Here is a 21,906-nt window from a genome sequence, read left to right on the forward strand (position 1 = left end):
CAACCTCTACCTTTCTGCGTGTTCTTTTAACTGAAAAGCATCAAAATAGTAACCTTATAAAATAGTATTATAACGTTTATAATAAGTAGAAAATATAAGTGAATCCAACCTAAATATTATAAAATTCCACACAAATATAATCGGAACAGAGAGGGATGATCTAGATTAGCACAACTAAACACCTTTCAATCTTCTCACCACCATTGCCTTATTATTTGGAATGCGGAAAAGTGTCCTACTTACCGGGAGAACAGCATCCGGATCGAAATCGTATTGGTGTCTTTGATTTGCTGGTAGTCGTCAGCGGTAGAATTTATATAGGAGAAGAAGCTCAGCACTGGGAGGTTTCGCCGGGCCAAATGATCATATTGTGCCCGGATAAGTATCATTACTCAGTAAAACCGTGTGATGTAGAGACTTGCTTTTATTGGCTACATTTTAAAGAGGCAGACCGACCGGAGGAGCAAAGCGCTCGTTCTTCTATATCGAATTTCAGAGAGAAGGCCAAGTTGAGCAGGACAGAGTCATATCACATCATGCTACCTAAATATGAGGATTTGACTGAATCAACGCAGGTATACGCTTTAATACAACGGTTAATTGGTCTTTCTACCGAACATCGAAGTCAAGCGTTCTGGCAGGAACAACAATTGTTCGTCGATTTGCTGAAAATTATTGAGAATAAGCAAAAAGCAGAGGTTCTTTCGCCTTCCTTACAGCTTGCAGAGATGACTGAAGCATATATCAAAAGACACTATCGTTCACGAATAAGTAACAAAGATTTATCAAAGGCTTTGCATTTTCACTCAAATTATATTACCCGGTGTATGCAGGAGGTTTTTCATTGTACCCCAATGGCTTACCTACACCAATACCGACTGGACCAAGCCAAACTTCTTTTGATCAAGACAGACTGGACGATCACTAGAATTGCAGGTTATGTCGGATTTGAATACTCGCCGTATTTTTCAAGTTGCTTTAAGAAGCAAGAGGGAGTCTCACCATTACAGTTCCGTAAACAGTATGTAAAATAAGAAAGATTTCAATGTAAAGTCAATATCTTGCTTCTAGCACTAATTAAGAATGTCCAACACCTAGAGAGCAGGTGTATGTTTGTGAAAAATGAACAGGGGGACACATTTCCTTACAAGTCGCAAAGCAGGAAGTAGGAGAAGGGCTGATTAGTAATGACTTTATCCAAAACACGATATGAAAGCCCTCGTGTTGAGTTGAAGCGAGCATTAATTCTTGAAAAGGTAAAAATGCGACTATTGCATATGGACTAGATTGTTGAAAAAACTCTTTGGGCAGATGGGCGATAATCTGCAACATTTTAACTTTAGGATAATGTTCAACTAACTGGCATGCTACTTCAATAAAGCATTTGTATTATACTAAAAAACACCAAGCTTATATAAAGTCTTTGAAAGAAAGGAAACACAGATGAAAAAGAAATTACTATTTATAGGAATTGGATTTTTGTTAATAGCACTTTTATTCGCAGGAACTTTTAAAATTACAAAATTAAGAACCTTTCAACTTTTTGGAGGGTTAACATACCAAGTTGAAACGGAAAACAAGGTTGTTGCTTTAACATTTGACGACGGTCCGACAAAGAATGTGGATCAGATTTTACCTTTATTAGATAAATACGAGGCAAAGGCTACTTTTTTTCTTATAGGAAATGATATTGAAAAATATCCTGCAGAAGCAAAAAAATTGGTAGAGGCAGGGCATCAAATTGGAAATCACACCTATTCACACAAAAGAATGGTTTTAAAATCTCCCGCTTTTATTAAAGAAGAAATTGAAAAAACTGATGAGTTGATTAGAAAGTCCGGATATAAGAGTGAAATTGACTTTCGACCTCCCTATGGGAAAAAATTTGTGGGATTACCTTATTATTTAAATAAGCACAACAGAGAAACGATTATGTGGTCTTTAGAACCGGATACATATTACACAAGTGCTGATGAAAAAGTAAAATATGTGGTGGAGAACACTAAACCAGGATCGATAATCTTGCTGCATCCAATGTATGATCAAACAGGTGTGGAAATGCAAGCGATTGAAGATATTTTAAGAGAGCTTACGAACGAAGGGTATAAATTTGTGACTGTGGACGAGCTTCAAGAATTATGAGGTAAGAAATAAATTGATCTATCTTTAGCCTTTACGTTTGCAGAGATATAGTTGGTAAAGCAAGGGTGATGGTTATATAGGTATGTATCTCTTTTTTCTTATTCAAGTGAACAGGGCGTTTCTGGAACAAGCAGGAACGCTTTTTACTATTGGAGCAGTTTAATAAAAATTACAAATTGTGAAGGAAGGGGGATTGTACAGTGAAGGAAACCGTTGAGTTTTATACACCTCAAGCCCTAGCTCAAAATATATCCCAGGTCTATTAACAGAAATTTATTCGCGTTATAAGATGGAAATATAAGGAATGAAGTGATGAGGGTAATTTAATTGTAATGTAAATGAAGAAAGATACGAAGTGAGAATATGAAAAAGGAGAATGGGTCATGGTAAAGAGATTTTCTATGTTAATCATTACTATATTAGCCATTGGTGCTTTATTATTTGCTGCTAAAAATCCAACAGGTCCTAATACGGTTTCATTTGATGAACCACTAAATCTATTGATGTCTCTCGGAACATTAATCGTGTTGTTATTACCACCAGTAATTTTATCTTTTTTTAATCATCTTGTACTAAATATTATTTTTGCTATTTATCAAGCCTTTATAGTATTGACCTTTTTAGGGCTTATAATAGTAGGTTTTGTCATTCCTAGTAGTTGGTTAATTGCTATTGGTGCTCTAGGTGCAATTGTTGGTATTAGCAGTATCGTTGTGACTATTCTAGATCCGGGGAAGAAAGCAAATTCAGTGTCTAACTAAAAAAGTAAAGTTTAAATAAATTCAGTATTTTATGTTATAAATAATGAGGCAAACAGATGTTTATGTTTAAAATGGGATAATTATAGAAGTTACTTTTTCTTGTTAACGGGTAGCTTTTAACTTAATGAACGGTCTTCAACCCTAGGGCGCTTTTCTGAAACAATGAAAAGTGCTTATTTAGGTTTAGAACGTATAGAAATGAAGTAAATAGTGAATTAAGCAGAACGAGAATAAAAGTCTATTTGTATTGCTATTTTCCATAGATTGTTAACCTATTGGTCATACATTCTGTTCCTTAAATGATAAATAACGTATTTATGAAGCAATAGAATTGACATTCTTATTGCTCCAATGTATGATTGATCTATCAAACATTGATATATCAATTATTGAGGTATCAACTATATAGAAAGAGGTTATGCCGATGGCTAATTGTTCCGTCCGTTTGCAGATTTTCTTGGAGCTGCAGGCTGTAAATAAGGAGCTCTGCTCAAAGTTCGAGTCATGCTTAGGAGCCAGCCCTTCTCGTGTGGAGATTCTTCATTATTTATTGCAACATGAGGAAGTTACCCAATCAGCATTGCAAGGGGAGGTCAATATCGATGCCGCAGCTGTTACCAGACATTTAAAGCAACTTGAAGCTGCCGGTACGATTGTGCGCTATAAGAAGTCAGATGATCAGCGAGCTACATGGGTGAAGCTGGAGGAAGAAGCGAAGCGTCACATCGAGCAATCATATCAGGAAAAAAGTCAGTTTGTGAATGAGACTCTTGCTGGCTTTACAGAAGCAGAGCTAGAACAATTTTTGAAGATGCTGAATAAAGTCAGGGTAAATGTGTCCAGTGTCACAAAGAATCAACTAGGAGGAGAAACTAAATGAACCAAACACCTATATATAATAAAGAAGCTTTTCTACAAATCGTACAGGATCGCCGTGCCATCCGTACGTATGATGAAAATGTGAAAATCAGTCAGGAAGAAATGTCTGAAATACTTACAGCAGCAACTAAGGCGCCATCATCAGTCAATTTACAGCCTTGGCGTTTTGTTGTTATTGAAAGCCCTGAAGCAAAAGCAAAGCTTGCACCGCTTGCCAAATTCAATCAACAGCAAGTGAAAACCTCTTCAGCAGTAATAGCTGTTTTTGCTGATATGAATAACCTTGACTACTTGGAAGAAATTTATAGTAAAGCGGTAGAGCATGGTCTAATGCCCCAAGAAGTAAAAGATCAGCAAGTACCCTCTATCCGTAACCTGCTTTCATCTATTACGGAGCAGGCAAATAGGGAAACAATCTTAATCGATAGTGGTTTAGTATCGATGCAGCTAATGCTGACTGCAAAGGCATATGGTTACGATACATGTCCGATCGGCGGATATGAGAAAGATCAAATCGCAGAAGCATTTGATTTGGATAAGGACCGTTATGTTCCAGTCATGCTAATTTCTATCGGTAAAGCAGTAGATACAGGCTACAAGTCCTATCGTATGCCGGTAGAACAAATTACAGAATGGAAATAAGGAGAGAGAAACTATGATTATCATCCACGCTAGAATGTCAGTTAAACCAGAGAAAAAGGAAGAATTCCTTCAAGAAATTGAAGCAGTAATGGAAGGAAGCCGTGCAGAAGCAGGTAATAATAGCTACGACCTATTCCAGAATCCAACAGATTCTAACAGCTTTGTTATGGTAGAAAGTTGGAAGGACATGGAGGCTGTTCAGGCCCATAATGCAAGCAGTCACTTCCAAAAATTCAGTGCAGCTGCTAAGAAAATGCTAAGTGCTCCATTAGAAGCGGATGTTTATCAAGCGGAGAAATTAAATTAAAGAAAAAGGATGACCGTGGCGGTCATCCTTTTTCTTTTTACACAAATGCTGCCATATGCCATACCCGAAAACCTATTATATTCCGATATAAGTAAATATATAACAAAACTGCAACCAAAAACGATAAGGTTACATTTTTAAAAATGACCTCTCTACATTTTTGAAAAAAAGGGGTTGTAAATGGTACTTTCTTTAAAGAAACCCGTTCATATACTGGTTTCTTTAAAGAAAGTAGTAACCAACAGCTAAGGAGTAATATGTGTAATAAAGATCTTATCATTAATTAATAGTCTGCTATAATAAGACTAGTTTACTACTTTAAAGGAGTTAGCTTCATGGGAAAGATTGTTAAGTTTGTAAGCGTTATCACATGTATTATTCTTTTTTATTTTACATTAGATTCTGCTGTGAAAGTATTTAATGCAAATTGGGAGTTGCCAGAGGAGTTAAAGGAGGAGCTTACTGACAAGAGAATCGTTTTGATTACTCATGAGTTGGAGACTCCATTTTGGGATTCAGTTAGTGCAGGAGCGAAGCAACAGGCAGAACAGGCTGGTGCAAGGCTTGAGATATTGGGGAGTTATGGCAACAATCAAGAGGATTTCTTAAAACAAATAGAAATAGCGATTTATTCAAAAGTAGATGGTATTATCGTTCAGGGAGTGGATACAGAGGAATTTAAGGAGCTGACAAAAGTAAAAGCTTCTTCATATGGAGTGCCAGTTATCACGGTGGCCAATGATGTTCCGATGGCAGAAAGCCTTCGTAGGACGTATGTAGGGTCCGATCAGATTTTGGCTGGTAAAATGATTGCGGAACAATTGGTAGAGGATATGGGGGAATCTGGCGAGGTTGTTTTAGTGATTGACCGTACACAGGAATTCTATCAAACACAGAGATTAAAAGGAATTCAAGAATACCTCTCCAATTATCCAGAAATTAAGCTGATTGAAGCAGAGACAGAAGATACACGAGAGCAGGTTATTGCCACCACAAAGGATTTATTAAATCGGATACCTGACGTTGATGCTTTTATTACACTAAATGCTAAATTTGCAGATGATTTGGTAGAGGAAATTGATAGACGCTCGAATGTTGAAGCGTTTTATATCTATTCTTTTGACGATGACCCTAGTTCATTATCTTTATTGGAGAAAGGAAAAATAGATGGAATGATCGAGCAGTCTCCATCAATGATGGGGGAGCTTAGTGTGGAATTAATGATGAACTGGCTGAACAGAGAGGTATTACCACTTAATTTAGATGGCTATCTTACTGACATTCAAATGGTGAAACAGGTGGACGGCGAATGAACAGTATACAGAAGAAAATTTGGGGCCTTGTGTTAGTGGCTCTCTTGATAATGGCAGCAACTTGGTTTTCGCTTACTTACTATAATCAAAAAATGTTAGATCAGTATAACAACATCCTTGAACGATACTTAATATTGAATGAAATAACGATAAAAAGTGAAAATACAGTAACAGCATTAAATAACTATTTACTCCTTCCATCTGAAGATAACTTTAAAGCGATTACTCAGAATAAGAAAGACATTCAAAAGATGAAAAATGAAGTAGCTACATTTAAAAATGTGGAGAATGAATTAGCATTAACAAATTATGTGAACTTAGTTGATAGTTTTGTAGAGTCAGTTGATTTATCACTTTCTTTTCAGTCTGAGGATGAAACAGAGTATTCAATGACAGCATTTAATGAAGCGACTCATATTTCTAACTATATCTCGGAAATGGCTTTGACATTAATAGATTTAGAGCTTCAAACATATGATATGTTTTATCGAGATATGATTAGTCAGTCAGAAGAGCTAAAGCAGCTTGGAATTTGGCTGCTCCTATTAATTACAGTAGGTCTCTTACTCTTTACTTATTGGTTTTCTCAACGAATTACGAAACCAGTTGAAAAGTTGACACATGCAGCAAATGAGCTTTCCAAAGGGCGGTTTGATTTAAAAGTTGAAGTGAATTCGAGTGATGAAATTGCATTTTTGGCAAAGATGTTTGATCGAATGCGTGTGAATATAAATAAATTAATATCAGAAATACATCATCAAGCACAGCTGGAAAATGAATTACAGCAAAATAGGCTTCTATTAAAGGAGAGTCAATTGCGTAATCTACAGAGTCAAATAAATCCACATTTTTTATTTAACACGCTAAACACACTTTCTAAAAAAGCCTATATGGAAGGATCAGAAGAAACGAGTGATTTGCTAGTTAGTATCGCAGGCTTATTACGCTATAACCTAAAACATTTAGATAAGCCTATGACACTTAATGATGAAGTCAATGTAATGAAACAATATATTGATATTCAAAAAACAAGATACACTGACAGACTTACCTTTCTAATGGAGATAGATGAATCGTGTCTTCATATCCCGATCCCTGGCCTAACCCTGCAGCCACTCGTGGAAAATGCCGTCATATATGCGGTTGAGCCACATGAAGAAGGTGGTATTATTTGGTTTCGAATCAAAGATGAGGGAGACCTAGTCATGATAGAAGTGGAAGACAATGGTCCTGGTATGACAGAAGAAAAAATTCAAGAAATATATGAAGAGAAGGTAAACACGGCAAATGGACACTCCTCAGGTATTGGTTTAAGTAATGTGATGAAGCGTCTTCGACTTTTCAATGGGATGGAAGATGTGATGAAGATTGAAAGTAGCCAAGAAAGTGGTACGAAAGTGATGATAAAGCTTTTGAAAGAAAGGAGACTCGAGACAAATGACTAACATCCTTATTGTAGATGATGAAGAGGTCGAACGTGATGGGTTAGAAATGATTCTTAAGAAGAACTTTACGGATATTGTCATTCAACAAGCGAAAAATGGGAGGCTGGCAATTGAGATAGCCTCAGATTTTCAACCAGACTTAGTGTTCATGGATATTCAAATGCCAGGTATGACTGGTATTGAAGTAATTGAAAAAATGAAGTCCTATTATCCTCGTATGAAATTTATATTAGTAACTGCTTACGCAACTTTTGATTACGCGAAGGAAGCCATGAGGCTGGGTGTTGTCGATTATTTGGTAAAACCAAGTCGAATTAAGGAGATCGTGGAAACAGTTGAGAAAGTGCTTAACCAGATAAAGGGAGAACAACAAAGAGTTGAGGCAATGAAGCAGCAGGAAAATACTTTGCAAATAGCCATGTCCTTATTTGAGACCGATGTTGTAACACAACTATTATTTGACCATGTTCATGAAGTTCATTTGGAAAAGCTACTAGAAATGTTAGACATACAGGCCACGGAAGAAAAATTTGTGATTAGCCTCATTGTGCCTGATGGTTTTGAAGCCTCTTATTCCAAGGTTAGAGAAAAATTGAATCAAACAGGTAGTGGTTTGGTAGGTGCGTTATATGGCAGACAACTTCCTATTATCGTCTTCCGAAAGCAAGATCAATCGTTCCGTTCTCAAGCAATCATGTTGGCTAAAGAGATTTTGTCCTTAAACACAGCCGGTGAAGCTACTGGCTGGTTTGTTGGAATTGGAACCGTATACAACTCTTTGAGTCAAATTAGACAGTCATATCAAGAATCACTTATTGCGACGAGAGATACATCAATTCCACGAAAATTCCAATTTTATGAAGAGTTGCCCGCACTTGTTTCAGGAATTGATGAGGAAACAACAAAACAAAGTGAACAGCAATATTTTGACCATATCCGTAATGGAGAATGGGATGAGATTTTTCAACGAATTGCACATATTATCGATCGTCTAGAACAAGAAGGAACAATGGTGAAGCAAACGCAACAAAGAGTAATGGAGCTGTTTTGGATTGCCACCCGTATATTAAGCGAGATGGGAGTAGAATCAGATGTACCGTTGTACTCCTTCAAATCGACCGATTATAGACAACTGCGAGCCGAAGCACGGCACCTGTTAGATAGAATGCGAGAGTCATATGAGAAGCATCTTGCTAGCATGGAAGTGGATACCATTCAACAAATGAAACAATACATCATTGACCATGCACATGAGGATATCTCATTGGAAGCGGTTGGTCGAGAAGTAGGCTTGAGCCCTATATATATTAGTAAAATATTTAAAGAGCAGCTAGGAATTAATTATATAAATTTTCTAACAGAGTGTCGCATTGAGAAAGCGAAGAGACTAATGAGAGATCCATTAAAAAGCTTAAAAGAAATCACATTCGAAGTTGGTTACCATGATCCGAATTATTTTAGCAAGGTATTCAAAAAAATCTGTCATTCTTCTCCAAAAGAGTACCGTAAAAAGTTGTTATCAAAAGTAGAATAATACAATTGTATTGGAGCGATTAAAATCAGACAGTTATTTACTTTCACTAACTTAGGATTGTTGATGCTCGTATTATTCTTATTTCTTCTTGGTTGTGAAGATCCGCAGAATCGAAATAGTGATACAAAAGCACAATCAAAGACGGGCAGCTATAACTCAAATGATAAACAGGTTGTAGATGATCCAATCAAAATTGGATTTGCTATGGATACATTAACGGAGGAACGGTGGGTGAAAGATAGAGATCATTTCAAAGAATCGGTTGAAGCATTAGGGGCAGAGGTGGAGGTGATGGCTTCACATGGAGATGATGCCTTGCAAATTTGGCAAGCGGAAACGATGATTAGCAATGGAATTGATTTGCTTGTCATTGTTCCACATAACGCTGAATCGACTGCAGCTATTGTTGAAAAAGCCCACTCTGCTGGTATTAAAGTATTATCGTATGATCGCCTTGTGAAAAATGCAGAAGTTGAAATGTATGTTTCCTATGATAATGAGCGGGTTGGAGTACTTCAAGCACAGGCAATTACAAAGCTTGTTCCAAAAGGAAAGTATGTCTATATTGGTGGAGCAGAAACGGATAATAATGCACATATGTTTAAAAAAGGGGTATTTGAAGTGCTCCAGCCTCTTATTGATAAGGGAGATATAACAGTTGTTTTTGATCAGTGGACAAAAGACTGGGTGCCATCAAATGCAAAAGAAAATATGGAAATTGCCTTAAATGCTAATCACCATGATATTGATGCCGTAATTGCGGCGAATGATGCAACGGCTGGTGCAGTAATAGAAGCGCTGGAGGAGCAAGGACTTGCAGGGAAAGTTCCAGTTGCTGGCCAAGATGCAGATCTAGCAGCCATTCAACGTATCATTGAGGGAAAACAGGCGATGACCATTTATAAACCGATTAATGAGTTAACCGAGCTAGCTGCAGAACTTGCAATAAAGCTAGCAAAGGATGAGGAGATTGGGGAGCTTGGAGAGATCGTAAAAGTAAACAACGGTAAAATGGAGGTACCTTCGATTCTTTTATCCCCCACTGTTGTTAATCATTCAAATGTTGATGAAACAATCATTGCGGATGGTTTTCATATGAAAGAAGATGTTTATTTAAATAAGGGTAAGGAAGATTAGATGATAAAAAAATAGTTTGAAAGAGTAGGGGCTTGGAGTGTTTTCCAAGCTCTATTTTTGTCCGTTCAGTATATAGACATTGGTGGAGAATTATGTAGTAATTTTGTAGAAATGGTGATAGAAAGGCAATAATCGCAGAAAAATTTTACTAGTCGAAGATGAACTATCTAAAATCGAAGATAAAGTGATTACCAGCTCTTTTTAAGAGTTAGATGGTGATCAAGGATGACTAAAGTGCTTGCCTCTTTGGTTTGAGGTGATAATCTACCTATTTATCATGTTAAAAAAGTACAGACGGATACTAAAATAGTACTATAAGTAAGTGTTTTCATGATTAATTACGAATGGTATCTTTTGTATGTAAGCACTATCAAAGAAGATATGAGGGGGAAAAAGTATGAAAAAAGGTTTTAAGTTAGTTTCGGCCTTATTAGTAGGTATTTTATTTACTTTCGTAGCAGCTTGTAGCAGTGATAGCACTGGAGGCGGCGGAAGTAGTGAAGTAAGTGTTGGGATCGTATTACCAACAAAGGATGAGCCAAGATGGGTTCAAGATGAAGAAAGATTTAAAGCAGCTCTAGCAGACTCTGAATATACAACTGAAATCTTGTTTAGCCAAGGTTCTTCTGCAAAAGAGAAAGAAAACGTAGAAACGTTAATTAGTAAAGGAATCGATGTTCTAATCATCGCACCTCATGATGGACCAGCAGCTGGTTCAGCAGTAGAAGCAGCGAAAAAAGAAGGAATTAAAGTTATTTCTTACGATCGTTTAATTACTGATACAGATGCAGTTGACTATTATGTAACATTTGACAGTATTGCTGTAGGTGAAGCACAGGGTCAATATTTAGTTGACAATGTAGAAGGTACTGGTGTTCCACTTTACTTATTTGCTGGTGCAGCGTCTGATAACAATGCATTCCTATTCTTCGAAGGTGCTTGGAAAGTTCTTCAACCAAAAATTGCTGATGGTACTTTTGTAATCGCTAACTCTAGTGAAGCAGAAGCGTTAAAAGATAAAGCAACTCTTAGTCGTGATGAATTAGGGAAAATTTTAGGTCAGGTTACAACAAACTGGGATCCAAACGAAGCTAAAAATAAAGCGCAAACAAACTTAACAGCTGCAGGTGCTGACTTAAAAGGTGACGTAGCAGTTCTAGCTCCAAACGATGGTACTTCTCGTTCAATCGCTGACGTATTTGCATCAGACAGTGCTGTATCTAGCTATGTCATAACTGGTCAGGATGCTGAAAAAGCTTCAATCCAATACATCATTGATGAAAAGCAATCTATGACAGTATTTAAAGATGTTCGTACACTTGTTGAAGATGCTATGGGTATGGCTGTAGACATTCTTGATGGAAAAACTCCAGAAACGACTGGTACTTACAACAACGGTAGTGTTGATGTAAATGCAAAACAAACAGACGTTATCGTCGTTAACAAAGAAAACGTGAAAGCGGAATTAATTGATTCAAGTTACTATGATGCTAGTGAATTCACTGGACTAGAATAATAGAAAAATAGATGTTTAAGAAATGAGTGTTAGACTTATGTCTAGCACTCATTTGTAAAGTTGTCTGGTTAAGGAGGCAGAAAGATGAGCGATTATATTTTAGAGATGAACCAGATATCAAAAGAATTTACAGGTGTGAAGGCGCTCTCTAATGTCAATTTTAAAGTGGAAAGAGGAGAAATCCACTTTTTAGTAGGAGAAAATGGAGCTGGTAAGTCTACTCTTATGAAGGTGCTTAGTGGTGTTTATCCATATGGAACCTACTCTGGAGATATCGTTTTTAATAATGAAGTCCAAAAGTTTAACAAAATAAGTGATAGCGTAGATGTGGGAATTGTTATTATTTATCAAGAATTGGCGCTATTCCCTGATCTTTCTGTTTACGAAAATATATTTGCTGGTAATGAGATTCAAAAAGGTGGCGTTTTAAATTGGAATAAAGCCATCGTTGAAGCAAAGAAAATGTTAGATAAAGTAGGCTTGAAAGTAAATCCGGAAACCTTAATTAAAGATTTAGGTGTAGGGAAACAGCAATTAGTGGAAATTGCGAAAGCGTTAAGTAAGGAAGTTAAATTATTGATTCTAGATGAACCAACAGCAGCACTAAATGAAGATGATAGTGAAAACCTTCTGCAATTATTACTAGAATTAAAAAAACAAGGAATCACATCCATCATGATTTCTCACAAATTGAAAGAAGTTACCGCGATTGCGGATAAGGCAACTGTCTTACGTGATGGGCAAACCATCTGTACGTTAGAAAGATCAAAAGGAGAAATTACCGAAGAAGCCATTATCAAAAACATGGTTGGGCGTGAAATTGAAGATATTTATCCAAAACGGCCAAAGAAAGCTCTAGGTGAAAAGGTTCTTGAATTATCGAACTGGACGGCTTATGATTCAAAGCTTGGACGAAACGTTGCCAACAATGTGAATATGCATGTAAAGCAAGGAGAAATTGTTGGTATTGCTGGACTAATGGGCTCAGGAAGAACAGAACTTGCATTAAGTATTTTTGGAAATGCAGCAAAATATAAAATTCAAGGTGATTTATTTATAGAAGGGCAACCTGGAAAATTTAAACACCCAAGTGAAGCTATAAAAGCAGGAATTGCTTATGTTACTGAAGATCGAAAAGGTGACGGACTGTTTTTACAACAGGATATCAAAAGCAACATTTCAATCGGAAACTTGAAAGAGATCTCCTCAAATGGAGTCGTTAATGAAAACGAAGAAAATGTGATTGCACAAGAATATAGAGAATCCCTCGGGATTAAAACACCTTCTTTACTACAGCTAGTTGGTAACTTAAGTGGTGGTAACCAACAGAAGGTGTCATTAGGAAAATGGTTATTTGTAGGTCCAAAATTATTAATCTTAGATGAGCCAACACGAGGAATTGATGTTGGTGCTAAATTTGAAATTTATACAGTTATGAATGAACTGATTAATAAGGGCATGAGTATCATTATGATTTCATCAGAGCTTGGTGAAGTCCTTGGTATGAGCGATCGCGTTTATGTAATGGCTGAAGGTGAAATTAAAGGTGAATTATCTTCAGAGGAAGCCAGCCAAGAAAAGATCATGGAACTTGCGACGCAATAGGAGGCAAAAGATATGAAATATATTAATGAGCTAAAGGGATTAGTAAAGCATAATATTCGTGATTATGGGATGTATATTGCATTAATTGTCATTATGATCACGTTTCAAATACTTACAAATGGACTTTTCATGTCCTCTCGAAATATTAGTAATTTACTAGATTCAGCAGGATATATTGCTGTTCTAGCTGTCGGTGTTATGCTCGTTATCGTTATTCGACATATTGACTTATCGATTGGATTTTTAGCCGGCTTTCTTGGAGCATTAGCCGCTATTTTGTTAATGCAGTTTGGAATGCCAGTCATTATCGTCATCCCAATCATTCTAATTCTAGGTATTTGTGCTGGTTCGGTTACAGGTTTCTTAGTAGCTAAAGTTGGAATTCCAGCGTTCGTTGCTACTTTAGCTGGTTGGTTAATTTATCGTGGTGCGATTTTATTAGCAACTGAAAAATCAGGTACAATTATCGTTGATAATGATGCGTTTAATGCAATTGGTAATGGATATATCCCTTCAATTGCTGAAGTGGGAGGCTTTCATTTACTATCACTACTTCTAGGTTTAGTTGGAATTTTATTTTACATCTATAGTGCGATAACAAATCGTAAAAATAAAATCAAATACGAATTCGATGTTGTATCAAAACCTATTTTTATTTTGCAATTACTTTTTGTTTCAGGAATAATGGCTTATATTACTTGGCTACTAGCTGGATATAATGGTTTCTCATGGACGGTTATTATTATTCTCGTGGTTGTTCTTGTCTATCATTTTATTACAACAAAAACAGTAATTGGCCGTCATATTTATTCGGTAGGTAGTAACCCGGAAGCGGCACATCTTACTGGTATTAATGTAAGTAAAATTACGTTTTTAGTATTTGGTTCAATGGGTATGCTTTCGGCATTATCTGGTATTTTATTCACAGCACGTTTACAATCAGCTACTACAACAGCTGGTACATTATTTGAACTTGATGCGATTGCCGCAGCATTCGTAGGCGGGGTTTCCGCTGCGGGTGGTGTTGGTAAGGTAACAGGAGCAGTTATTGGTGCAATCGTTATGGCGACTTTAACAAATGGTATGAATTTATTAGGTGTTGGAATCGCGCCTCAATATATGATTCGTGGTGGAGTACTTGCGCTTGCAGTAATCTTCGACGTAATGACACGTAAGCAAAGAGCTTAATAAATGCTGGGGAAAACCCCTTGTCCATGAGGGACAAGGGGTTTTCTGTATATAGGGAAAGAGGTGTTAGTATGAAGAAGAAGCCTTTTTACAGATTTAAGTTGAAGTCAATAAGAGCAAAGATACTAATTGGATTCTCAATTGTCATTTTATTAACGATTGCTTTTGGAGCCTATAATTTTATGGCATCTAAATCAATTAATTCTGATGCCAAGAATATCATTAACCACCAAATCCCTTTGTTAATTGCTGATGAAACATTAGGCCAAAACATGTCAGAACGAATTGGGCTAGCAAGAGGGTATATTTTAACAGGAAAACAAGAGTATATTGATCAATTTGATATTTATACAGAAAAAAGTCGAGCGGTGGAGGAAACAGCACTAAAAATCAATGATTCAGAGGATTTTGAACAGTTAGTAGCAAAAAGCTTAGAGTGGGAACAACTTGTTAATGAAGAAGTGTTTGCTGTTTATAAAAGTGGAAATGAAGAGTTAGCGGAGGGAAATTTAGAGGGAGTGGTTCGGGTAGCTGCTGATGAAATCATGAATGGTTATCGATATCAAATTAATAATCGAGAAAAAATGATCCAAGGGGCTGGGAACAACTTACTAACCAATAATGAATCAAACATTAAGATGGGGTTGACGGTTTCTGTTGTTGTTGCTTTTATAGGTATTATTATCGCTATTTTTATGTCATCTATTATTTCAAAGCCTATTCAAACCGTTACAAATCGAGTAGGGTTACTTGCTAAAGGAGATCTAAGTCAAAAGCCAATTGAGACGAAATCCCGCGATGAAATTGGACGTTTATTTGCTGCAACTAACCAAATGAGTGAGAACATTAAGGAATTGTTACAAGAGATTCAACTCGTTTCAGAATCCGTATCAGCACAAAGTGAAGAACTTACACAATCTGCATTTGAAGTAAAAGAGGGAAGCAGTCAAATTGCCTTAACGATGCAGGTACTGTCTTCAGAATCGGAAGGACAAGCTAATACCACAAGCGAGTTAGCGTCTGCAATGAAGGGTTTTTCCGGTAAGATAAACGAAGCAAGCCAAAGTGGGAAAGAAGTGTTTCAATCTTCTCAACATGTAATTGAATTGACAGAAACGGGAAGTAAATTAATGTTCGCTTCTATTGAGCAAATGGGCACGATCCATTCTATTGTAAAAGATGCGGTAGAAAAAGTGAAAACACTAGAAAAGCAGTCGGAAGAAATTACCAAACTTGTTGGAGTTATTAAGGACATCGCTGACCAAACGAACCTACTTGCCCTAAATGCTGCAATTGAAGCGGCAAGAGCAGGAGAACATGGTAAGGGATTCTCAGTAGTTGCTAATGAAGTGAGAAGACTTGCAGAACAAGTTTCCTTGTCTGTGGAGGATATTACTCTCATTGTAAGGAATATTCAATCTGAATCTACTATTATGACAGACTCTTTACAGTCCGGTTATAAGGAAGTGGAAAAGGGAACAAATCAAATTAAATCTACAGGTGAGACATTTGAGAAAATTAATCATGCCTTGTTGGAAATGACTAAAGGTGTACAATTCATTTCAGGAAATCTTAGTACGATTGAAAATAATAGTGATGAAATCAATAAATCGATTGAAGAAATTGCAATGGTTTCGGAAGGAGCAGCAGCAGGGATTGAGCAAACGGCTGCATCGGTGCAACAAACAAGTAGCTCAATGGAACAAGTAGCTACAAGTTCTGATCGATTAGCCAAATCAGCTGAAACGTTATTCAAACAAGTTGGACGATTTAAAATATAAGGTTACCGTCTTGCAAAATGGCTTTTCCTCGTCCGGTATTCCTTTATTCACTAAGATCTTTTCTTAATAGTCTGTTTCTAAAATTTGCTCCAAGTACAATTATGCAGTATCTTTAAGGTGAATCCTTAAGGAAACAGATGTGCGTAAGACGTTCTATATGTGCAATTGTTGGAGAGCAAAAATGAGGCAACAAGTAGAACGGATAGAATACTGCCAACCTATTTAAGAAAGCAAGGGAAGATTGTGTTTAAAGGCACCGATACTATTGGAATAAACTTGATGGAGGACATAGGATGCTTTTTATAGATAATAAAGGAATCACAGACCCAAGAATAAATTTAGCTATTGAGGAGTATGCAGTAAAACATTTAGATCCAAATCAAACCTATTTATTATTTTACATAAATGAACCTTCAATCATTATTGGGAAAAACCAAAACACCATTGAAGAAATTAATACTTCTTATGTGGAAGAAAATCATACTCATGTTGTAAGAAGGTTGTCAGGTGGCGGTGCTGTTTACCATGATGAAGGAAATTTGAATTTTAGTTTTATTACGAAAGATGATGGAGACAGTTTTCATAACTTTAAAAAGTTTACTGAACCTGTCGTACAAGCGCTTGGAAAACTCGGTGTAAAAGCAGAGTTGAGTGGAAGAAACGATATCATAGCTGGAGATGGTCGTAAGATTTCCGGGAATGCTCAATTTTCAACTAAAGGAAGAATGTTTTCGCATGGTACATTATTATTTGACTCAGAAATTGATAGTGTCGTTGCTGCGTTAAAAGTTAGAAAAGATAAAATTGAGTCAAAAGGAATTAAATCTATTCGGAGTCGAGTAGCCAATATTAGTGAATATTTAAACGAACGTATTACGATTGAACAATTTAGAGAGCTTTTGCTTCGCTATATCTTCAACGGAACTGATTCGATTCCAACCTATGACCTTACAGAGGATGATTGGAAAAATATTAATCAAATCTCGGAAGAACGTTATCAAAACTGGGATTGGAATTATGGAAAATCACCGAAATTTAACTATCAGCACTCACACCGGTTTCCAGTTGGTCAAATTGATATTCGACTTGAAGTACAAAAGGGCATCATAGAAAATTGTAAAATATATGGTGACTTTTTCGGTGCTGTTGATGTTGAAGAAGTAGAAAATGCATTAACGGATGTACGTTATGAAAAAGAAGCCATAAAAAATGTATTTGAGAACATTGATGTTAAAAAATATTTCGGAAATATTGAAAAAGAAGATTTGATTCATTTATTTTATTAAATAGACCGTGAAGTTGACGTCTTTATTCCTTGTTCACATAGGAATGAGACGTTTTCTTTTTATATAAATGAGACGGGTGAATACTTTCAAGTAATAGATAATTTCGCGATGACCATCGGAGTTGGCCATACTGTGGATCTTGTAGTGCGTGAATACATTTAAGATGTGGAAGACAATCCTACGATTTATACCGGTATGCCTCTTCGCACTGAATTTTGTGCATTTGTTGATTGCAATAACCATGATCTTATCGGGATCGTGCAGTACTTGCACCGAATTGTGATGAAGCGTGCGCTTCAAGTAAGATTATCAGACTCCATCCAGTAAGACTACCGGACGTATTTTCTCACGAACAAACCCTTGTGGATGAGTTCAACGAATATTTACCACGTGTCTGATAAGAAATCAAAGCGATCTTGCCCTTATGAGACAATCGGCTCTAACAGAATTGCTATAAACCTTCCATCCCTTAGACGAATAAGCATCAGTTTTCTAGGCAAGCCTGTGTAAAAGAAATTTATATCGAATGTGATGCAGCATTTCGTAAGTGGAAATGACAAGTTGCGGACTACGGGAGGCCCATTAACAGGTAAGGGAGAATTTCCTGCATATATTGCTTGTAACCTTATGAGTAAAACCGGTGCCATACGTTATGAGTTTGTGGAAGAAATTGATGGGTCACACCCATTTTTCACGCAAGAAGGAGAAGATAGGGAAGATAATCCTAATCGGTATATAGTGAATATTACAGATGGAGCCATTACTGGATTTAAGTATTTTGACTTTGATGATGTATCTAGCATTTCTGTGAAAGTAAGGGGATCTGGAAAAGGGAAGCTTCAAATAAGGAGAAGAAATGGTGATGAAATAGTTGCTCAAATTCCAATCGATCCTTCCGAAGAGTGGACTAGCGTTAAATCTTCTTTACGAATTGAAAATGGTGTGAGTGCTATCTATTTCACTTATCAAGGGAAGGTGCAATTGATGTTTTTTCCTTTGTCATGGAATAGAGAAGCACACGTTGGGGATTGAAATATTAACCTAATAGAAAGCAGCGCGTTCGTGAAATCAGCCAATAATACATTAAATAGAACTTTCATGAAGTGGAAAGTTCTATTTTTTAGTTTTGAATCATTATTCATTTACAACTGAGCTCAATCCTAAAACATTCTTCTACTTCTTTTTTCTTCTAAAGATTGTGCAGATCAAAATTCTGCCTATTTTTCTTCAGATTGTTTTGTTTCTTTAACATTGAAAACACGGTCAATGTCCAGCCATGGCTTCCCTCGAACCGCATCATTCGAAATAAGGGTAACTTTCTCTTTATCCATTTTTTTCGGCATATACATTCCTCCAGTAATCTATTTTTTAATAAGATACCCTTCTTGGATTTTTTGTATGAGTTTTATCTGAACAAAATAAAAGCAGGTGAATATCTAGTAATTTGGATTCTACTTCTTAAAAAAATTCCAACAGGATATTCGGGACGATATGTCGAATAATTTTGATTTAGAACTATAGAGCTTATATAACTATTTTGATAAAAGATGGGCAGAAGTAGTGATGCTACAATTAACCTTGAAAACAATAGTGAAAAAGGTGGGACTGATAGTGACGGTTTATAAAAGTGGTGAAGAATTAGCTTATGAGATAAAGCGGACAAACATTATTGGAGAATCTATTGCCTTTTGGAATTTAGGACAGGCGGGAATTCTCATAAAAGGAAAAGAACAGGATGGATTGCTCTGCATTGATCCTTATTTAACCTTTAGTATTGAAGAAAAAGACCATGAGACTGAATTTAAGAGAGCTTTTCCACCGGTTATTGACCCGGCAATGCTCCAAGACTTAGACGGTGTATTAGTTACACACGGACACGACGATCACTTGGATATACCTAGTGTTAAGGAGATTGCAAGAGTCTCTGAATCTAGTTTTGGAATCCCGGCACCTCTAGTCTCTTTGGTACAAGAGCAAGTAGGGAGTTTATCTATACATCAAACCAAAGATGGAAAATCGTTTACGATCAAAGGATTTAAAATCACACCTATTGCTGCGGCGCATCCAGATTATGAAACCGATTCTTTGGAAAATCATGTTTTTTTAGGTTACTTAATAGAAGTAAATGGAATTCGCATCTATCACAGTGGGGATACAATGGTTACATCAGAACTGATCGAAAAAGTAAAGAATTTCAGACCTCATGTCGCATTCTTACCAATAAATGGATCAGACTATTTCCGCACATCAAGGGGAATTATTGGAAACATGAGTTCCAGAGAAGCAGTAGACTTTTCTGTAACAGTTGGAATCGACCTCATTGTACCGATTCATTATGATATGTTCCCGAATAACCGAGAAAATCCTGCCTATTTTGTCGATTACCTATTTCATCATTATCCTAATAAAAAATTCCATATGTTGGTTCCAGGTGAAAGGTTTATTTATCATAAATAATAAAAAGTATCTTTATCCTATTTTATCTTCGTATCTTGAAGGAACGAAACTTAAATCAAAGGTATTAACGTCAAATTAATAAAGGGAGGTATATCGTGTACAAGGCAGTTTTTATTCCAATGCTCATTTCATTATCAATCTTGTTGATTGGCTGTAATTCAGTTAAGTCTAAAGATCAATTACCAATTGAAATGGTTGCCTTCAATAGCCTTACAGATGAAGAACAAGATTTAATTCCGGTTAGCCCTAAAGATTCAATTGTAAAAAAAGTATCTGTAACTGGAGATATAGAATCTTTAGTTGACGATAACTATCAAAAGGATACTGTTTATTCTGTTTCGTTTAATGATTCCCAAACGGGTTCTTCTGGGAATCTTGTCGTGTTAGTTGATTTAGATAAAAAAACAGTTGTTGGGAAAGGATTCATTGGAAAATAAATTGTTTTTTTCATCTTCATATAACAGTTAGTTTGTAATAAGGACTTCAATAACCAAACGCCTTCCTGGCTTGAGGAAAGGCGTTTTATTTTGAGTAAGTTAATTGAAGTTTTCAAAAAGAATAACATATATCACTTGACCTAGAGTTAACTATAAGGGTTACCATTGTTTTGCAAGAGAAAAAATAAACGCTGATTCTCTTGGAAATTCAATTTATAGGAGGCTTTTTTTATGATTACTGCTAAAGCACGAGCTGTTGATGGTCCTGATAAACCATTCAGAACAGCTGAAATTGAACGGCGCGACCTTGATTCACATGATGTGTTAATTGAAATTAAATTTGCAGGCATATGCCATTCTGATATTCATACGGCTCACGGGGAATGGGGTCCTGTGAATTATCCGCTTGTTCCCGGACATGAGATTGCGGGTATTGTAACCGATGTAGGCCCAGAGGTTACAAAGTACAAAGTGGGTGACAGAGTAGGAGTCGGATGTATGGTTGACTCTTGCGGGGACTGTGACAACTGCCGGAAAGGTGAAGAACAATACTGTTTAAAAGGGAATATCCCTACATACGCCGGTGTTGACAAATACGGTGAACCAACTCAAGGCGGCTACTCAACTCACATTGTTGTAACAGAAGGTTTCGTTGTGAAAATTCCTGACAACATTGAACTTGATGCAGCAGCACCATTACTTTGTGCGGGTATTACAACATATTCGCCATTAAACCATTGGGGAGCAGGGCCAGGCAAGAAAGTAGCGGTTGTCGGTTTGGGCGGTCTTGGTCATATGGCTGTCAAAATTGCACATGCCATGGGTGCTGAGGTTACTGTTCTGTCTCAATCATTGAAGAAAAAAGAAGATGGCCTGCAATTCGGTGCCAGTGACTACTATGCAACAAGTGATCCTGAGACATTTACGAAACTTGCGGGTTCTTTTGACTTAATCATTAATACAGTAAGTGCAAGTATTGATATTAGTGCATACCTCTCCCTTTTAACATTAGATGGCACGTTAGTAAATGTGGGTGCTCCTGCAGAGCCGTTAGCAGTAAATGTATTCTCTCTTATCGGTCATCGCCGCTCATTTGCAGGTTCAATGATTGGTGGTATTCGTGAAACTCAGGAAATGTTGGATTTCTGTGGAAACCACAATATTGTACCTCAGATTGAAGTGATTTCAGCTGATGAAATTGACGAAGCCTACAATCGCGTATTAGCTTCAGATGTTAAATATCGATTTGTGATCGACACTAGTACAATATAAGAAACGATAAGATATGACTGTTATTTAGGATGTCCCAGCATTTGTTTTTGGGACATCCTTTTGTATAAATTTTTCTTCGATATTTAGCCCACAAATAGTCTTAATATAAATGATTCATAGGTAGTACAGTATTCTCCTAAAGATTCATTATTGTTATCAACAATTTCATTTCACAAGGTATGAATATCCATTATACTTTAATAA

Annotated in this window: 20 protein-coding genes; 19 read left to right on the plus strand and 1 reads right to left on the minus strand. The window is 36.6% G+C overall.

What is annotated here, in order from left to right:
* The first annotated feature begins 230 nt into the window (after window positions 1-230).
* The 16 genes from AC0L8O_RS00975 (at window position 231) to AC0L8O_RS01050 (ending at window position 18,568) form a co-directional block, all read left to right on the plus strand.
* Window positions 231-1,034 (plus strand): AraC family transcriptional regulator, encoded by an 804-nt coding sequence (locus tag AC0L8O_RS00975; RefSeq protein WP_051475595.1) that lies wholly within the window; start codon window positions 231-233, stop codon window positions 1,032-1,034.
* A 409-nt stretch (window positions 1,035-1,443) separates the two neighbouring features.
* A complete protein-coding gene (locus AC0L8O_RS00980) occupies window positions 1,444-2,142 on the plus strand; it encodes a polysaccharide deacetylase family protein (RefSeq protein WP_026560892.1) in 699 nt (232 codons plus the stop codon).
* Window positions 2,143-2,525: 383 nt separating this feature from the next.
* On the plus strand, window positions 2,526-2,903 hold the full coding sequence (locus tag AC0L8O_RS00985) for a hypothetical protein (RefSeq protein WP_026560893.1): 378 nt from the start codon (window positions 2,526-2,528) through the stop codon (window positions 2,901-2,903).
* A 424-nt stretch (window positions 2,904-3,327) separates the two neighbouring features.
* Window positions 3,328-3,783, plus strand: coding sequence for a MarR family winged helix-turn-helix transcriptional regulator (locus AC0L8O_RS00990; protein WP_026560894.1), 456 nt, complete (start codon window positions 3,328-3,330; stop codon window positions 3,781-3,783).
* Complete coding sequence (locus AC0L8O_RS00995) at window positions 3,780-4,424, plus strand: nitroreductase family protein (RefSeq protein WP_026560895.1); 645 nt, start codon at window positions 3,780-3,782, stop codon at window positions 4,422-4,424. Before AC0L8O_RS00990 ends, AC0L8O_RS00995 begins: the two co-directional genes overlap by 4 nt.
* A gap of 13 nt (window positions 4,425-4,437) precedes the next feature.
* Complete coding sequence (locus AC0L8O_RS01000) at window positions 4,438-4,731, plus strand: putative quinol monooxygenase (RefSeq protein WP_368657823.1); 294 nt, start codon at window positions 4,438-4,440, stop codon at window positions 4,729-4,731.
* Between the two features lie 335 nt (window positions 4,732-5,066).
* Entirely contained in the window at window positions 5,067-6,044 is a 978-nt protein-coding gene (locus AC0L8O_RS01005; protein ID WP_473446231.1) for a sugar ABC transporter substrate-binding protein, read from the plus strand.
* Entirely contained in the window at window positions 6,041-7,489 is a 1,449-nt protein-coding gene (locus tag AC0L8O_RS01010; RefSeq protein WP_368657821.1) for a sensor histidine kinase, read from the plus strand. The genes AC0L8O_RS01005 and AC0L8O_RS01010 overlap by 4 nt, the downstream gene beginning before the upstream one ends.
* The gene (locus AC0L8O_RS01015; protein ID WP_473446233.1) at window positions 7,482-9,023 is read left to right on the plus strand and encodes a response regulator; all 1,542 of its coding nucleotides are present in this window, start codon (window positions 7,482-7,484) and stop codon (window positions 9,021-9,023) included. The genes AC0L8O_RS01010 and AC0L8O_RS01015 overlap by 8 nt, the downstream gene beginning before the upstream one ends.
* A 63-nt stretch (window positions 9,024-9,086) precedes the next feature.
* Window positions 9,087-10,160: a sugar ABC transporter substrate-binding protein gene (locus AC0L8O_RS01020; protein WP_473446235.1), complete on the plus strand. Its 1,074-nt coding sequence runs from the start codon at window positions 9,087-9,089 to the stop codon at window positions 10,158-10,160.
* A gap of 397 nt (window positions 10,161-10,557) precedes the next feature.
* Entirely contained in the window at window positions 10,558-11,676 is a 1,119-nt protein-coding gene (locus AC0L8O_RS01025) for a sugar ABC transporter substrate-binding protein (RefSeq protein ID WP_026560901.1), read from the plus strand.
* Window positions 11,677-11,760: 84 nt separating this feature from the next.
* On the plus strand, window positions 11,761-13,281 hold the full coding sequence (locus tag AC0L8O_RS01030) for an ATP-binding cassette domain-containing protein (protein WP_473446236.1): 1,521 nt from the start codon (window positions 11,761-11,763) through the stop codon (window positions 13,279-13,281).
* Window positions 13,282-13,293: 12 nt separating this feature from the next.
* Window positions 13,294-14,469, plus strand: coding sequence for a sugar ABC transporter permease (locus AC0L8O_RS01035; RefSeq protein WP_473446237.1), 1,176 nt, complete (start codon window positions 13,294-13,296; stop codon window positions 14,467-14,469).
* A gap of 71 nt (window positions 14,470-14,540) precedes the next feature.
* A complete protein-coding gene (locus AC0L8O_RS01040) occupies window positions 14,541-16,250 on the plus strand; it encodes a methyl-accepting chemotaxis protein (protein WP_473446238.1) in 1,710 nt (569 codons plus the stop codon).
* Between the two features lie 293 nt (window positions 16,251-16,543).
* Window positions 16,544-17,536 carry a lipoate--protein ligase gene (locus tag AC0L8O_RS01045; RefSeq protein ID WP_473446239.1) on the plus strand — a complete coding sequence of 331 codons (993 nt, stop codon included), beginning with the start codon at window positions 16,544-16,546 and terminating at the stop codon, window positions 17,534-17,536.
* A 561-nt stretch (window positions 17,537-18,097) separates the two neighbouring features.
* Entirely contained in the window at window positions 18,098-18,568 is a 471-nt protein-coding gene (locus AC0L8O_RS01050; RefSeq protein WP_473446240.1) for a hypothetical protein, read from the plus strand.
* A 185-nt stretch (window positions 18,569-18,753) separates the two neighbouring features.
* On the opposite strand, the gene AC0L8O_RS01055 is transcribed toward AC0L8O_RS01050, so the two are convergent.
* The gene (locus AC0L8O_RS01055; protein ID WP_368657813.1) at window positions 18,754-18,879 is read right to left on the minus strand and encodes a hypothetical protein; all 126 of its coding nucleotides are present in this window, start codon (window positions 18,877-18,879) and stop codon (window positions 18,754-18,756) included.
* Between the two features lie 268 nt (window positions 18,880-19,147).
* Between AC0L8O_RS01055 and AC0L8O_RS01060 the strand changes: the two genes are divergently transcribed.
* From AC0L8O_RS01060 to AC0L8O_RS01070, 3 genes are all read left to right on the plus strand, one after another.
* Window positions 19,148-19,993, plus strand: coding sequence for an MBL fold metallo-hydrolase (locus tag AC0L8O_RS01060; protein ID WP_473446241.1), 846 nt, complete (start codon window positions 19,148-19,150; stop codon window positions 19,991-19,993).
* A gap of 95 nt (window positions 19,994-20,088) precedes the next feature.
* Complete coding sequence (locus tag AC0L8O_RS01065) at window positions 20,089-20,430, plus strand: hypothetical protein (RefSeq protein ID WP_473446242.1); 342 nt, start codon at window positions 20,089-20,091, stop codon at window positions 20,428-20,430.
* Between the two features lie 231 nt (window positions 20,431-20,661).
* Entirely contained in the window at window positions 20,662-21,702 is a 1,041-nt protein-coding gene (locus tag AC0L8O_RS01070; RefSeq protein ID WP_473446243.1) for an NAD(P)-dependent alcohol dehydrogenase, read from the plus strand.
* Window positions 21,703-21,906: the final 204 nt, after the last annotated feature.

It is taken from the genome of Metabacillus sp. KJ11-3, assembly GCF_055808295.1.

Bases quoted from the DNA above. Each gene is read 5' to 3' on its own strand.
- AC0L8O_RS00980 (WP_026560892.1), top strand. From the start codon at position 1,444: ATGAAAAAGAAATTACTATTTATAGGAATTGGATTTTTGTTAATAGCA.
- AC0L8O_RS00985 (WP_026560893.1), top strand. From the start codon at position 2,526: ATGGTAAAGAGATTTTCTATGTTAATCATTACTATATTAGCCATTGGT.
- AC0L8O_RS00990 (WP_026560894.1), top strand. From the start codon at position 3,328: ATGGCTAATTGTTCCGTCCGTTTGCAGATTTTCTTGGAGCTGCAGGCT.
- AC0L8O_RS00995 (WP_026560895.1), top strand. From the start codon at position 3,780: ATGAACCAAACACCTATATATAATAAAGAAGCTTTTCTACAAATCGTA.
- AC0L8O_RS01000 (WP_368657823.1), top strand. From the start codon at position 4,438: ATGATTATCATCCACGCTAGAATGTCAGTTAAACCAGAGAAAAAGGAA.
- AC0L8O_RS01005 (WP_473446231.1), top strand. From the start codon at position 5,067: ATGGGAAAGATTGTTAAGTTTGTAAGCGTTATCACATGTATTATTCTT.
- AC0L8O_RS01010 (WP_368657821.1), top strand. From the start codon at position 6,041: ATGAACAGTATACAGAAGAAAATTTGGGGCCTTGTGTTAGTGGCTCTC.
- AC0L8O_RS01015 (WP_473446233.1), top strand. From the start codon at position 7,482: ATGACTAACATCCTTATTGTAGATGATGAAGAGGTCGAACGTGATGGG.
- AC0L8O_RS01020 (WP_473446235.1), top strand. From the start codon at position 9,087: ATGCTCGTATTATTCTTATTTCTTCTTGGTTGTGAAGATCCGCAGAAT.
- AC0L8O_RS01025 (WP_026560901.1), top strand. From the start codon at position 10,558: ATGAAAAAAGGTTTTAAGTTAGTTTCGGCCTTATTAGTAGGTATTTTA.
- AC0L8O_RS01030 (WP_473446236.1), top strand. From the start codon at position 11,761: ATGAGCGATTATATTTTAGAGATGAACCAGATATCAAAAGAATTTACA.
- AC0L8O_RS01035 (WP_473446237.1), top strand. From the start codon at position 13,294: ATGAAATATATTAATGAGCTAAAGGGATTAGTAAAGCATAATATTCGT.
- AC0L8O_RS01040 (WP_473446238.1), top strand. From the start codon at position 14,541: ATGAAGAAGAAGCCTTTTTACAGATTTAAGTTGAAGTCAATAAGAGCA.
- AC0L8O_RS01045 (WP_473446239.1), top strand. From the start codon at position 16,544: ATGCTTTTTATAGATAATAAAGGAATCACAGACCCAAGAATAAATTTA.
- AC0L8O_RS01055 (WP_368657813.1), bottom strand. From the start codon at position 18,879: ATGCCGAAAAAAATGGATAAAGAGAAAGTTACCCTTATTTCGAATGAT.
- AC0L8O_RS01070 (WP_473446243.1), top strand. From the start codon at position 20,662: ATGATTACTGCTAAAGCACGAGCTGTTGATGGTCCTGATAAACCATTC.